The organism is Lujinxingia sediminis (assembly GCF_004005565.1).
GTDB classification, from domain to species: Bacteria; Myxococcota_A; Bradymonadia; order Bradymonadales; family Bradymonadaceae; genus Lujinxingia; species Lujinxingia sediminis.
Genome location: NZ_SADD01000003.1, coordinates 13,124 through 27,634 on the forward strand (window position 1 = coordinate 13,124; position 14,511 = coordinate 27,634).

The 14,511-nt window shown below is 64.8% G+C and carries 11 protein-coding genes; 6 read left to right on the plus strand and 5 right to left on the minus strand.

Going from position 1 to position 14,511, the window contains the following annotated elements:
- Positions 1–5: 5 nt before the first annotated feature.
- The 4 genes from EA187_RS07900 to EA187_RS07915 form a co-directional block, all read right to left on the minus strand.
- A complete protein-coding gene (locus tag EA187_RS07900) occupies positions 6–1,184 on the minus strand; it encodes a hypothetical protein (protein WP_127779892.1) in 1,179 nt (392 codons plus the stop codon).
- 202 nt (positions 1,185–1,386) lie between these two features.
- Complete coding sequence (locus EA187_RS07905; RefSeq protein WP_127779893.1) at positions 1,387–2,676, minus strand: hypothetical protein; 1,290 nt, start codon at positions 2,674–2,676, stop codon at positions 1,387–1,389.
- Positions 2,677–2,899: 223 nt separating this feature from the next.
- On the minus strand, positions 2,900–3,940 hold the full coding sequence (locus EA187_RS07910; protein ID WP_115606316.1) for a diacylglycerol/lipid kinase family protein: 1,041 nt from the start codon (positions 3,938–3,940) through the stop codon (positions 2,900–2,902).
- A gap of 81 nt (positions 3,941–4,021) precedes the next feature.
- Positions 4,022–5,101, minus strand: a complete 1,080-nt coding sequence (locus tag EA187_RS07915) for a Gfo/Idh/MocA family protein (RefSeq protein WP_164856106.1) — start codon at positions 5,099–5,101, stop codon at positions 4,022–4,024.
- 399 nt (positions 5,102–5,500) lie between these two features.
- Here EA187_RS07915 and EA187_RS07920 point away from each other — a divergent pair, with 399 nt between their 5' ends.
- Positions 5,501–8,071: an FHA domain-containing protein gene (locus tag EA187_RS07920; protein WP_127779894.1), complete on the plus strand. Its 2,571-nt coding sequence runs from the start codon at positions 5,501–5,503 to the stop codon at positions 8,069–8,071.
- A gap of 209 nt (positions 8,072–8,280) precedes the next feature.
- Positions 8,281–10,146, plus strand: coding sequence for a VWA domain-containing protein (locus tag EA187_RS07925; protein WP_127779895.1), 1,866 nt, complete (start codon positions 8,281–8,283; stop codon positions 10,144–10,146).
- A gap of 137 nt (positions 10,147–10,283) precedes the next feature.
- On the opposite strand, the gene EA187_RS07930 is transcribed toward EA187_RS07925, so the two are convergent.
- Positions 10,284–10,961 (minus strand): hypothetical protein, encoded by a 678-nt coding sequence (locus EA187_RS07930; RefSeq protein WP_127779896.1) that lies wholly within the window; start codon positions 10,959–10,961, stop codon positions 10,284–10,286.
- 80 nt (positions 10,962–11,041) lie between these two features.
- Between EA187_RS07930 and EA187_RS07935 the strand changes: the two genes are divergently transcribed.
- The 4 genes from EA187_RS07935 to EA187_RS07950 all read left to right on the plus strand — a co-directional run bounded on the left by EA187_RS07935 (position 11,042) and on the right by EA187_RS07950 (position 14,503).
- On the plus strand, positions 11,042–11,713 hold the full coding sequence (locus EA187_RS07935; protein WP_127779897.1) for a hypothetical protein: 672 nt from the start codon (positions 11,042–11,044) through the stop codon (positions 11,711–11,713).
- A gap of 242 nt (positions 11,714–11,955) precedes the next feature.
- On the plus strand, positions 11,956–12,471 hold the full coding sequence (locus EA187_RS07940; RefSeq protein ID WP_164856107.1) for a gluconate 2-dehydrogenase subunit 3 family protein: 516 nt from the start codon (positions 11,956–11,958) through the stop codon (positions 12,469–12,471).
- 34 nt (positions 12,472–12,505) lie between these two features.
- On the plus strand, positions 12,506–14,080 hold the full coding sequence (locus EA187_RS07945) for a GMC family oxidoreductase N-terminal domain-containing protein (protein ID WP_115606296.1): 1,575 nt from the start codon (positions 12,506–12,508) through the stop codon (positions 14,078–14,080).
- A 45-nt stretch (positions 14,081–14,125) separates the two neighbouring features.
- Positions 14,126–14,503: a Rieske (2Fe-2S) protein gene (locus EA187_RS07950; protein WP_164856108.1), complete on the plus strand. Its 378-nt coding sequence runs from the start codon at positions 14,126–14,128 to the stop codon at positions 14,501–14,503.
- Positions 14,504–14,511 lie beyond the last annotated feature (8 nt).

Below are 14,511 nucleotides of genomic sequence, written 5' to 3' on the forward strand. Positions count from 1 at the left end.
GCCACTCAGGGCTCGGGCACCTCGCAAATCTCTGCCGCCACACAGACCCACTCCATGTCGCCCTCACAGCGTCCGCTGGCACAGTCCGTATCCGATTCGCAGGGCTCCGAGTCTGCCAGAAGTTCGGCGCAGACGCCCTCGTCGTTGCACCTCAACCCGAAGAGGCACTCCTCATTCTCGGTGCAGCGTGCGTCGGCCTCACGGGGCGCGCCACAGACCCTGCCGGCCTCTTCGTCGAGCTGCCCCTCGCTGTCGAAGAGCGCGCCGCAGACCAGGCCGGGTTCGCAGAGCTGCGGCAGGCTCGGGTCACAGGACTCGCCATCGGCGATCAGGGTAAGTTCCATGGGCTCGGGCTCCTCGCAGAAGCCGTAGTTGCAGCGCTCACCCTCGGCGCACTCACCGCCCCCCTCGGTGCACTCGTCACCGGCCTCGGCGTAGGGCACGCAGGTGGGGCTATCACCGCTCTCGTCGCATGCTTCCCAGGGCTGGCAGACGCCCTCATCACCACAGGTATCCGGCCCGGCGGGGGTGGTGCAGCTCCCGTAGCACTGCGTAGATCCCTCAAAAGTGCACTCCAACTCGCCAGTACACTCGTCGCTTATCAAGCAGGCTTCGCCTTCGTTGCGCGTCGGCTCGAGGATCGCCTTGCACTCCGGCGGCGGCCCGTCCGTATCGGGCCTCTCGCAGTAGGTCGTGGTCAGCGCCTCGGCACAGGCGTCGGCCCCGTCGCGATCGAGAATCACGCGCCCCTCAGCCACCGCCTCAAGCAGATCGGTGAAGCCAATCAGCGAGAGCCACTCGGCCCCGCCGGCCACACAGGCCTCAGGCGAACCAAAGCGGCCGAGCTGCGTACTCAAAAAGGCCGCCGCAGGTGAGCTGTCGGCGCAGGTGTAGGCCGCCTCGCAGAAGCCCCTGGCCAGAATGTTGGCAAGGAGCTCCTCGTCCGTGAGCTCGGGCTGCGGCTCGGTATCGGCGTCCGGAGCGACGTCGGCGTCCGGAGCGACGTCGGCGTCGGGCTCGTCGTCGACATCAGGGATGGGATCGGCGTCGAGCTCGGCGTCTACGCCCGCATCCTGATCGTTGTCGCCTGAGGTGGGGGCTGCCGCGTCGTCACCACATCCCACGGAGATGGCCGCAGCCATCGAAAGCGCGAGCACGCGCATCATCCATTGCCTGGCATTCATAGGATACTCCTTAATTTTCAAGTATTCGCTGTTTTCAAGCGTCATCACATCATGTCGGAGAGGGGCCTTTCATGGCCCCTCTCCCGAAGACTCTCGCCACATCGAGTCTGCGATATCGGACTGGAAATCAAGAGACTAACGAGAAATCAAACACGCATCAAACAGGTGAACGCGCCGCGAAGCCCCCATCATCACAGGACATTCAAGGCAATTCACATACCTCGCGCACGGCACAGGTTCCGTGGTCACCACTCACATCAAAATCGTAGAAACAATACCTGCTCAAACACTCGCCGCTCTCCTGACAGGGCTGTCCGAGCGGCAGGAGCCCGCCGCAGATTGAGGATTCGCCTGGCTGCAGGGAGCCGCAACGCAGTCCGGGCTGGCAATCGCTGATCTCACTACACGTCTCACCGGCGGTCCGAGGGAGCTCACAGGAGGCGACGCTGCCATTGGCCGACGAGGTCTGACAGGTCAGCCCCGCCCGACAGAAGCTCTGATTCACGTACGAGCAGGCCTCCCCCTCATCGACCAGATTGATGGGCTCAGGCGGCGGATTGTACTGGCAATGGCCGCGCACGCATTCGTAGTCTTCGGAGCACTCGCCACCGCCCGCGGTGCACTCATTGCCGAGCTCGTAGGCCACGCACTGCGGCTCGGAACCGCTGCGATCGCAGTATGCGTCGTCACTGCAAATGCCATCATCGCCGCAGGCGTCGGCCACCGCCGGATCGACGCAGGTGCCGTAGCAGGGGGCGTCCTGCTCGTAGCTGTAGTCGCAGCGAAGCCCGGAGGCGCAGTCTTGAAGGTTGATGCAGGCCTCGCCATCGCCGGCCTGGCCGGCCATCGCCGTGCGGCAGGCCTCGGGGATCTCCAGACCGCCCCCATCGTTCTCGGCGCTGCATGCCGCCTGAGTGACGGCATCGCTGCAGGCGTCGAGCTGGTCACGATCCACGACGATGCGCCCCTCATCGACGCTGCGAATGAGCTCGGAGAGATCCATCGAGCCTGCGCCGGTGCGCCAGGCGTCGGCGCAGGCCTGGGCGTCGGGGTAACGCCCCAGGGTGATGCTTAAGTAGGCCACCTGCTCGGAGCCATCCTGACAGCTCCAGACCGCATTACAAAAACCGACGATCATCGCCCGGGCCGCAGCCTCACCGTCGGTGAGCGGGCCAACATCGCCGCCGTCGGGCTCATCAACATCGGTGTCGGGGTCGTCATCGGCGTCGGCATCGGCATCGGGCTCGTTGCCCCCGTCGGGCTCGTTGCCCCCATCCAGATCGCCGGCGTCGCCCGCGTCGGGATCGGCGTCGACATCCGGATCAAAACCGGTGTCGGGATCGCTGCCGGTATCGCGCACATCCGAGTCGGCGTCGCGCGCATCACCGGCGTCGTTCCGAAGATCGATCGTCTGACTCGGACCACAGCCCGGCGCCATCAAGCCCGTGGTGCTCAACACCAACATCCCGCAGAGCCACTTCATTCTCGACATCATCGCATTCCTCCCGCGCCGCGCGCGTTGGTGACCTCCGCGCCCTCTTCCACGCACCGCAGAGCGCGAGCGTCGGGCCGAAGTTTGACTAAAACCACCATCAACCTACCATCCTCAAAGCGCACGCGCGGTGCAAGCCCCCGATGTTGGCATGATGTAAAGCCCGCGGGAGGCCTCCGGCGCAACGCTTCGGAGCGTTTGCGCCCACGTGGCCCCCCGCCCCTTACTGCAGGGGCACCGCCAGCAGACTGGGATGATCCGAGAGCGACCACTCCACCCGGGTGCGGTAGCCGGCCGCATCGCCTGCGACCTGGTAGCTCATCGCCTCCTCAACCTCCACCGCCACCCGCTGGACCAGCCAGTCGCCCAGCTTGCCCTCCTGAACCTCTCCCCGCCAGAAGGCCGGAAGGTCCAGAAGAATGCTGGAGATCGAGCCGTTGTAGGAGCGCAGCTCAAAAAAGCCCGGCTTTAAGTTGGCGTAAGGGAACATCCGGATCTTAAAGCCCCAGTAGGGAATCGAGGCCGAGCTGGTGATCTTCATCGGCCCATCATACATCAACTCCCCGGGGCCGATCTCACGCACAATGCGACCGTGCTCATCGAGCTCGTAGGCGACCTCACCGAGGTTGGTAAAACGGGCGTTACGCGAGCCGCGAATGGTGGCTTTGGGAATGGTTCGCGAGCCGATCGAGAGGGCGTAGCCTCCCAGCCCCGTGGCGAAGTTCTCCAGGGCGGTGTCGCGCACCGCGGCCTTAAAACGATCGTAGTCGTTGAGAATATCGGCGTCCCAGCCAAAACCGCCGAAGGGAAAGCGGTGCTCTCCGTCTTCGACCATGTTGACCTCGTGGACTTTGAGCGGAGCGCCCGCGTGCAGCGCGCGCAGATCCTCGATGATGGGACCGGCACCCACGTACGAGGCCACGGCGTTGCCCGTGCCCAGGCGCAACACCCCCACCGGAGGGGCGTCTTCGCGGGCGATCTTGCCGGCTCTGACCGCCGTCTCAATGGCATTGATCAAAAACATGATCGTGCCATCCCCCCCGCCGGTGAACACCACATCGTAATCCTGCGCCAGGATGCGCTCGACGGTGGTCTGCGCCTGACGAAAGTCGTCGGTCAGATAGAGATCACGCGCCGGCACGAAGCGCTGAACCGCCTCATGGATCTCGCCGGTCCAGGCCTTGGCGCGCGCATTCAGCAGCACCGCATAGCGCCGCGGCGCCTCCATCACACGAATTCGCCCCAGGTCATGCTGCTCGGTCATGAAGCCTCTTAACGCCTGATTTTAATTCATTTTCGTCTGTACGTGCCGGGGATGACCAACGCTTCGGCCATCCCCCGGAGCTCAGCCGTGCTGCAGGTTGACCGCCCGTCCGCGACGCGAGCTCTCCTGGTAGGCCAGGGTCAGCAGCAGGAGCTGGCGGGCCTCATTGGCCCCCAGCAGCGGATCTTCTTCACCCAGGCAGGCACCGATGAAGTTGCGCGTGGCGCGCACGAAGCTGTCTTCATAGGCGGTGTTGCGCTGACCGTAGGCCACCTTGCGGCTGTCGCGACGAAGCTCCACCGGCGCCTCAAGCTGGGTGGGATCGGAGGAACGAATGATGTCGATGGTGCCGCGGGTGCCCTCCACCGTAATCGTCGCCTCCAGCGGATGGTAAGGAGTGCGCAGCTTGCGCTCGGGCGCGTAGTTGAGCGTCATCGTCCCGTAGCAGTCCTGCTGGAAATGCTTCCACATCGCCACCGTCGGCGCGTCGAGCTTCAGCCCCTCGCGGATGGCGGTCTCGGAGCGCCAGACCTCGATCTTCTCGACATTGCCGATCAAGAAGAGCGCGATGCAGAAGGTCTGATACCCCACATCATAGAGCATCGGCGAGCCGCCGGAGAGCTGTGGGTCGAATCGCCACAGGGAGGCTTCGTCTTCGATGGAGGCAAAGTCCCACACATCGCTCTGCCCTCTGGCCACGGTCATCGCCACGCGGATGCCGGTGGGCTTTCCGATCTCGCCGGCGTCGATGAGGTTACGGGCGTCGAGCAGGGGCTTGTAGAAGAGGCAGGGCTCGTAGACCTGCACGATCTTGCCGACCTGACGGGCGGTCTGCACGACCTGGTTGGCCTCCTCGATCGAAAGCGCCAGGGGGCGCTCCACCGAGACGTGTTTGCCGGCCTGCAGTGCGTCGATAACCTGGCTTGCGTGCAGGTAGTGAGGCGTGAGGATCTCGACGGCGTCGATCTCCTTATTCTCCAGCATCTCGCTGAAGTTGGTGTAATAGGCGCGCGCGCCCCAGTCCAGGGAGCGTTGAATGGCGCGGTCTTCATCGCGGTCGCACACCGCCACAATCTCCGCACGCGGGTCTTCTTGATATCCTCTGGCGTGCAGCTCCGAGATGCTACCCGCGCCTACGATACCTACTTTCAGTCGCGCCATCGACGTCTCCGCTTCGCTCTCCATCCTGAGCCACACGCGCCCGGCCTACCACAGACCTGTCAGCCGTCGCGGGCGCCATCACCCGCTCGGCCGCGCGCAATCAGGGTCGGAGAGAATCTGCCTCCTTATAAGTGAGCGCGCTCGGAATTGTCAAAACGCTATTAGCGTGGCAAGCCTGTGGAGGCATGCCCTTCGCAAGGGCTCTTTTCTACGCCTTAAGCAGACGTTGATGTCGCGCGATGCGACATCGCGAGTGACGCGGGCAAGGCGCAACGCGCAGGTGATGCTCTGGCATCGTCGAGGCTTTGCAACGCGGCACGCGGTGCTCTCGATGCCGCAGACGAACGCGGCATCAACGCTGGCTCAGGGCGTCATACTCACTCTCGGTTGGAATCTTCGATGACGCGCCAGCGCTGCACGCAATGCGACGCCCTGATGGAGTCCGATGCGCCCTTCTGCCCGGCGTGCGGTACCCGGGTGCCCGGCGCGCCGGCCTTTGACGACTTCGACGCCGAGATCACCCGCACTGAGATTCAACTTCAGAGCCCTCAGCTGCGTGCGCGTCGCGAGCCGGTGGGCAAGCAGCGGGCGCGCCGGCCCGCGCTCAACACCGAGCGCAGCAGCTCGGTGCGCACACTGCTGATCGGTCGCGATCATAGCTGCGATATTGTGCTCGACGCCCCGCAGATCTCGCGCCGCCATGTCAGCCTCACCCCGCTGGGGCCCGAGCGCTGGCTGGCGCGCGACCTGGGCACGGCCAACGGCACCTACCTGGGGGACCGCCAACGCCGCCTGACCCAGACAGAAGTCGGCCAGGACGACGTGCTCTTTTTAGGGAGCTACCGCTTTCCCTTAAGCCGCCTCAAAGAGTTTACGCGCCGTAGTGCCAGCCCGCGCTCCGGCAGCCAATTGAGCCTTCCGCCCGATAAGGCAGTCATCACGCTGGGCCGAGGCCCCGCGAACGATATCGTGCTGCAATCGCCCCAGGTTTCGCGCCATCATGCCCGTCTGGTGCGCGAGTCGGGTGGGCTTTTTCTCGAAGATCTCTCCAGCGCCAACGGCACCTTCGTGGGCGGCCAGCGTATCCGCCGCGCCCCCATTGAGCACGATCAGATCTTTAGCCTGGGCAGCTTCGCGCTGCGCCTGGATCTTGAGAAGATGCGCCTGCAGAAATCCTACCGCGGCGACATACTCTTGCAGGCCGAGAACCTGCGCATCGAAGTCCCCACTCCCCAGGGAACTCGCCGCCTGCTCGACGGCGTCTCCTTCACCGTCTACCCCACTGAAATCGTTGGACTTCTCGGCCCCTCAGGCGCCGGAAAAACCACCCTCCTCAATGCGCTGATCGCCTACACCCGGCCCTCGTTCGGGCGCACGCTGCTTAACGGCGATGAGATCTTCGCGCATTACGATCGCTACCGCGGCGCGATCGGTTATGTGCCTCAGGAAGATATCATTCACAGCGAGCTGACCGTCTATCAGTCGCTTTACTACACGGCAAAGTTACGCCTCCCACCGGATACCACCGACCAGGAGATTGACCAGCGCATCTGGCAGGTTCTCCACGATCTGGAGATCGCCCAGACCGCCGACCTGCGCATCGGCTCCCCCGAGCAAAAGGGCATCAGCGGCGGCCAGCGAAAACGCGTCAACCTGGCGATGGAACTTCTCACCGACCCCAGCCTGCTCTGCCTCGATGAGCCTACCAGCGGCCTTGCCAGCGAGGATGCGCTCAACGTCATGCAGCTTCTGCGCCGGCTGGCCGACCGCGGCAAGACGATCTTGCTGACCATCCACCAGCCCTCGCTTAAAGCCTACCGGCTGATGGACAACACGCTCTATCTGGCCGATGGCGAGCAGGTCTACTACGGGCCGGCCTTCCCCGACTCGATGCTCTATTTCAACCCGGAAGTCGAAGCCGACTCGGAGGCCGCCGAGCAGCTTTTAAGCGATCCGGGAAGTTGCATGCGTCCTCTGGTCGCCGCGGCGCGCGCCGGCGAGCCCATGGAGACCTTCGCGGCACGCTACCGGCAGAGTGGGTATTTTGAGGAGTTTGTGGCCGCGCGCCGGCGAGCCTCCGAGGAGGTTCATCTCAGCGTGGATGCACGGCGCAAGCCGCCGACCTTTGAGCTTCGCCAGCTGCGCACGCTCACCCATCGCTACCTCACCATCAAACTCAAAGATCGGGTCGGCACGCTGATCCTGCTGATCCAGGCCCCGATCGTCGCGCTCCTGCTCAACCTGGTCTTTTTCCAGGATGAGGGCGGGGTCTTCACCCGCATGGAGCATACCCCGCTGGCGCTCTTTTTGCTGGTGATCTCGGCGATCTGGTTCGGGGGCTCCAACGCCGCGCGCGAGATCGTGGGGGAGCAGGCCATCTACCGCCGTGAGCGCATGGTCAACCTCTCGATTTCGGCCTATGTGACGAGCAAATTTGTGGTGCTGGGGTTCTTCTGCCTGATCCAGTGTGTGGCGCTGCTCGCGCTGACCTACGGGCCGCTGGGATTCCACGGCAACCCGCTGATGCACCTGCTCACCCTCTGGCTCTGTGCGCTGGCGGGGCTGGCCATCGGGCTCTTGCTCTCCGCGGCGGTGCGCACCAGCGAGGCGGCCATTGCGCTGGTGCCGATTGTGCTCATCCCCCAGGTGATTTTAGGCGGGGCGATCATGCCGGTGGAGCGCATGGACACGCTCACCCGCGCGCTCAGCGCCACGACCTTTAGCCGCTCTGGTTTTGAGGCGATGATTCACACCGAAGATCGCGCTCTGGCCTACGAGATCGCGCTTGATGAGCTCCCCATGGCCACCGCCGAAATGCCCGTGGTCCTACCGCTGATGCCCCATCCTCTCGATCGTTTCTTCGGAGAGGCTCAGGCTGGCCACCTCCTCAATCTGGGGGCGCTCGGCGGCTTTACCGTCGTGCTGCTTGGCGGCGTAGCGCTTACGCTTCGTCGGCGCGACATGGATTAAATACGTGCAAACATTGCGCGACACCAAAACTTGCAGACATTTACGACGATTTACAGTCAATCCCCCTTAAAAGCAGCTGAAATTTGTCGAAAGCTTCGCGAGCATTTGCTACCATCGCCTCGACAGAGTTTGGGTTATTCCCGGTCCACGGTATTTCGCGCTACGCTGATTTTATTGCAACGCGCTCCTCACCTCACAGGGTACGAACCATGCGAACATCGCTCATAAACTGGACACTTCCCGCGCTGATCGCGCTGACCTTGCTGGCGTGTACCCCTCCCCCCGGCGAGGTCAACAACTGCCCCGAGGGTCAGGAGCGCAACCCGGTCAGCGGCCAGTGCCGCCCCGGAGGCACCGACGTTCCCGATAGCGGTGATCCGGGTGATGCCGGCGACGGCGATACCGATACCGGTGGCGATCTCAGCGATACCGATCACCCCCATGACGGCCGCGACGAGCTTCCGCCCTGGGACGACGAGAGCAATGATGGGGTGCCCAACCAGTACGACAACTGCCCCTTCGTCCATAACCCCGATCAGCTCGATACCGACGGTGACGGCGTTGGTGATGCCTGCGACAACTGCCCGGACACCTCCAACACCGATCAGGCCGCGTTTGCGACCAACCCGGTCGACGATCGCGGCATCCAGATGGGCAACGCCTGCGCCCCGGGCGTGGAGTACGTCGACACGGTGACCGACACCGATAACGACGGCACCCCCGACACGCTGGACAACTGCCCCGACGTGTCCAACCCTGACCAGGCTGACAGCGACGGCGACAGCATCGGCGACGCCTGCGATAACTGCCCCCTGGCAGCCAACGTCGATCAGACCGCCAGCCCCGGTAACCCCACCGGCCCCAACGGCCTGGTCGTGGGTGATGCCTGCGCGCCGGAGCCCGGTCAGATTCCTATCTGCGAAGAGCAGACCACCGAGTTTGAGCGCCTCGACCCCAACATCTACGTGGTCCTTGACCTCTCCGGATCGATGGGCTGGGGCCTGGGGGGCAGCAACGACAGCAGCCGCCCCAACCGCTGGGAACGCGCCACCGCCGGCATGAACGCCGTGGCCGACGAACTCCACGATGAGATGCGCTTCGGCGTCGGCTCCTTCTCCGGCGGCTGCAGCAACAGCGCTCTGACCAATCGCCTCGCCATGGGCTCGCACTCCGCCCAGTCCATCAAAAACGCCTATAACTCCCTGAGCCCCGGTGGCGGCACCCCCCTGGACTGGGCGCTGCAAAACGTGATCAACAACGACCGCGTCAGCGCCCCCTCCGATCCCCTCGACGACCAGCGCGTCAAAGCCGTGCTCGTCATCACCGACGGGGAGCCGGGCTGCGAAGGGGTTTCGGGGGCCGTCGAAAAAATCCAGGCGCTGCGTAGCCGCGGCATCCTGACCTTCGTCGTCGGCTTCGCCTTCTCCTCCAACAGCCTCCAGCAGATGGCTCAGGCCGGCGGCACCAACACCTTCTACGAAGCCTCCAACGCGACTCAGCTTGCCGACGCCGTGCGCGACATCTCCAACATCCTGGTCAGCTGCTCCTACAGCCTCGAAGACACCCCTCCGGATCCCAACCAGATCTGGGTCTCGGTCAACGGCACCTACCTGCCTGGCTCCGACCTCAGCTACAACGCCAGCGAGAACACTCTGACCCTCTCCGAGGGCGCCTGCTCCCAGATCCGCCAGATCGATGCCGAAGCCCTCGACCTGCAGATCAAGATGGGCTGCGCCAACGCCTGCGTCCCCGAGCAGCCTACCGGGCTCTGCGACATCTACTACCAGACCTGCGGCGAGCCTCTGGACTGCGAGAGCTGCTCGGCGGAAGTCTGTGATGGCGTCGATAACAACTGCGACGGTCGCGTCGACGAGGGCTGCCCGGAATGCTCCATCAACGGGTCGAGCTGTGAGTCGGACACGGATTGCTGCGGCAATCTGGTCTGCGGCAGCGAAGGCACCTGCGGCTTTGGCTGCTTCCCGACCAACGTCGCCTGCACCAGCAACGCGGACTGCTGCAGCAATCAGTGCGCGCCGGTATCCGGCTCGGAGTTTGGCACCTGCGTCATCGGCTGATGCTGGCTAAACCTCTCGCCAGATAGCCTCCAACAAAAAGCCCCGCGGACTTCGGTCCGCGGGGTTTTTTGTTGGAGGTTTGATGAAAGCTGACTTTCGGCCTGCGCGCGGCGCATCACCGGGCCGCTTTGAAGCTCTCAGGGGGTAAACACGCGCTGCATCTCCTCAAACGCACGCTCCAGGCTATCCTCGACCTTCTGGCGGGTGGCCTCGGTGGCCTCCTGCGAGGTGGACTGCAAGAAGGCGTCGGGCTCGGTGCTGTGCTCGTCCTGCGCGGGAGGCTCCGAAGGCTCAAAGCGATCGTCGAGGCATTGCGGTCCGGCGTAGAGCTCAAAGAGATGGGTGCGAATCATCTGCGCCTGCGCCTCCCGAGCGGCCAGCTCAGTCTGACGCGCCGCACGGCGCTCACTCCAGTCCACCCTCTCCTCATCGCCACTGCGGTGTGTGCCATGGTACACGGCATGCCTGGCGGCCTGGCGGCTGGCCTCAAAGGCGCGTTGCGCCACGATCTGAGCGCGCCGCTGCGCTTCGCGCTCCGCCCTGTGTTCGGCGTTGAGGCGGCGAGCACGCTCCACCCGTGACTCACTGGCGACCCCGTCGGTGTAGCGGATGGTGCCGGCAGCCCGAAGACCTCGCTCGCCATGCACCCAGATCACCTGCGATGATGTCGGAGAGCTGACCTCCCGCTCCTCACGCTCCCCCGTCTCCCATACCCCGGTCTCCCATACCCCTGTTCCCCACATCCCCATGCCCAACGCCAGGATGCCGATGGCACCGATCGCGCTGGACTGGACAAGCCAATTCGGGCTGATCATGATCGCACCTCGTCAAAGACCCTTGTCGTCCCCACCTCTCAAATATGCCCCCGACTTCCCGCGGGTAAAGCAGGCCCCCCATGACTGAGACATCCCCCGCCCCCACACGCATGCTTCTGGCCCTGGCGCTGGCTGCCTCGGTGGGGCTGTCCGCCGCGCATCTTCTGCTGACGCCCCCCCTGGTGGCGCTGGCCGGGGGTCAGGTACAGGTCGCCGCCGGAGCCTGGTTCTTTGCCCCGGCCACCCTGGCGGCGCTGGCCTTTCTGGTGGGCCAGGTGGAACTCGCTCAGGCCCGCGCAACCCCCGCGCTCCGGCCGCAACACCTCCCGATCGTCGCCGCTCTGGCTGCTCCGCTGACCCTGGGTGCGCTGTCCCTGGTCCACACCCCGGCTCGCTTTCGCCCGGCAACCTGGCTCACAGACAGCGCCACGCTCGGCCTGATGCTGGGCCTGAGCCTCGCGCTCAGCGCGCTCTTCTGGCAGGGCTCCGTCCAGCAGCACCTCTTTGAAAAGCTGCCGCCGGCGCTCCGCGCGATCGTCGTCGCCCTGCTCAGCCTTTTGCCCCCGGCGGCCTTTTTGGTGCACCCGCAGACCTCCCGGGCGCTGCTCGACGGGTTTCTCCCCGAGTTTGCACTGAGCACGCTTGTGCTGGCCCTGCTGCACGAAGCCGGACTCAGCCACCGCCTGGTCGCCCTCAACGCGCTCGTGCTGGGGGTGGGCGTCGGTGTGATCAACCACGCCCAGCTCATCTGAGCCTCCCGAGAGCGTTTTTTGCCGAAGCGTCACCACGACGCCGGGAATCGGTGCCCGGCGCGTTGCGTTTTGCTTAAAACCAACCAGCCGGTCGGTTTTTACTACGCTTTGAGACGACGACGCGTTATCCTCTTCATCTAAGAGATGTTACGCGTTCTGGCGCTGTGATTTTACACACCTTTTCCACAGGGCTCGGGACTCCAGAAATCAGGCTCGCACAGGGACAGACGGCCATGGATGCCATGCGACGACGCACCTTCCTGAAAGTCAGCGTGTTGGGCGTGCCGGCGCTCGCGCTGAGCGCCGGCACCGCTCGCGTCGGCCTGGGCTGGTACGATCAGCCGGCGTCCCCGCCGATGGCCACCCTGAGCGCGCGCGAAGTCGAGATCTGCGAAGCCATCTGCGACGCCCTCTACCCGGGCGACCACCTGGGCATGCCCCCGGGAAACGAGGTCGGGGTGGTCCAGGCCGTCGACGCGTACTTAAGCGCCATCCCCGAAGACACCGCCAATCTGCTGCGTCTTCTTTTGCACGCCATCGACGATGTCGGGCGCATGGCCACCCTGCCCCCCAGGGCCTTTCACCGGCGCAGCCGCCGCCAGCGCCAGGCCATCCTGCGCGCCTGGGACACCTCCAGCTTCGGCGCGCGTCAGGACGCCTTTAAGGCGCTCAAGATGATCTTCGCCATGGGCTACTGCGAGGCCCCCGAGGTCATTCGTGCCGCCGGCATCGACTACACCTGCGGGGATTGGCAATGATCCTCAACGCCATCACCTCGGAGCGAGCGCGACGATGACGCACCCCATCCTGGACTACTCCGCCGAAGACCATCTCGGCGACCGCCTGCAAACCTACGAGAGCTTTGAGGCTCAACAGGCGCCCGAGAAGCAGACCCATAAGGTGGACGTGGCCATTGTGGGCGCGGGGCCGGGCGGGCTGGTCTGTGCCGCGACGCTCGCTGCGGCGGGCTTGAGCGTGCTGATTGTCGAAGACGGGCGCTTCTGGCCGCGCCACAGCTTTAAGCGAAAGCAAAGCTGGGCGGCCAAACATCTGATGCAGGAGCAGGCCACGCGCGTGATGCAGGGAAACGCGTTTATTCCTCTGGCCAGCGGACGAGGGGTGGGAGGGGGCACGCTGGTCAACTCGGCGATCTGTTTTCGGGCGCCGGATGCGGTGCTCGACGAGTGGGTCGACCGGTGGGGTCTTGCCCATTTTGGGTCGGAGCGCCGCGATCGGATCTTCTCGGAGGTTGAAGAGGTCATCGGCGTGGCTCCCACCCCCGCAGCGCTTGCCGGTGAGAACGCCCGGGTGGCGCAGCGCGGCTTTATGCAGCTGGGCCTCGACCACGCCTACATGCCCCGAAACGCCCCGGGGTGCGTGGGCTGCGGCACCTGTCAGACCGGCTGTCCCACCGGCGGCAAAGCCACCGCCGACATCACCTGGCTTCCCCGCGCGCTCCGCTTTGATACGCGTCTTTTTGCCGACACCCGCTGCGAGCGCCTCACGCTCAACGCGCAGGGCCGCATCACCGGATTGATTGCCCACACCCGCCACCCCGAGACGCGCCAGGTGCGCGTGGAACATACCATTGAGGCCGGCCGTACTCTGCTTGCCGCCGGGGCCGTTAACACCCCGATATTGCTTCTGAATCAGGGGCTGGCCAACTCCAGCGCTCAGGTCGGACTGAACCTGCACGTGCATCCGACCGTCGGCGTGATCGCAAAGTTCGAGGAGCCCATCCGCCTGTGGTCCGGTGCCACCCAGGGGTATTATGCCTATCATCCCGACGATCCGGAGATCTTGCTGGAGACCTTCTCGGCCTCCCCCGACGTCTTCTTAAGCCAGGCCGCGCGCGCAGGCGTCGATCTCAGCGCGGAGTTCTTAAGGGAGTTTCGCACCATGGCCGCCTGTGGGCTGCTCATCCGCGACAGCTCCACGGGGCAGGTCAGCCCGGGCAAGGACCAACGCGCAAAGGTGCGCTATATGCTTGAGCGCGACGATCAGAAAAAGCTCACCGCCGGACTGCACACCCTGGTCGAGATGTTCTTTGAGGCCGGGTCCCGTCGCGTGATGCCGATGGTGCGGGAGAGCCGCTTTTTTGAGAGCGTGAACGCAGCAAAAGATCATGTGCGCATCCACCACACCCCGGGCGACCTCTCGCTCTACGCAAGCCACCCGATGGGCACCTGCCGCATCGGCGATGACCCGGAGCGCTGTGTGGCGCGCCCGCAGGATGGTCGCACCTACGACCACGAGGGGCTTTACATCGTCGACTCCTCGCTCTTTCCCAGCGCGCTGGGTGCCAACCCCCAGGTCACGATCATGGCTCAGGCGCTGGCATTAAGCCGCGCCATCGCCGCCGGCTGAGCCACCATCTTCGACCTCTCCAGCATGCCTTGCCAGGTCCGCATCATGCCCACCCCATCTTCCGACGCCCTGGCCATCGTCGACAGCAGCCAGCTCAAAGCCCCCGGCGACGCCCGCCATTTTGACTACCGCGATGGCTCCGGTCGCACCGGCCGCGGCGTGCTTTTACGCGTCGACGCCCGTACGCTGGTGGCCTTCGACGATCATTGCCCCCACTGGGGCGTGCCCCTTGGTGAGGATCCCTCCCGGCTCTTTGATCCACGTGACGCCTCGATCGTCTGCTCGATGCACCGCGCTCGCTTTGACCCTCACTCCGGTCTGTGCCACACAGGGCTCTGTGAGGGCCAACACCTCACCCGCTTTCAGGTCAGCGAAGGCCCCGGTGTGGGCCTTGTTATCGTGAAGCGCTCCGGGCTCTTTTAGTCCGCCTT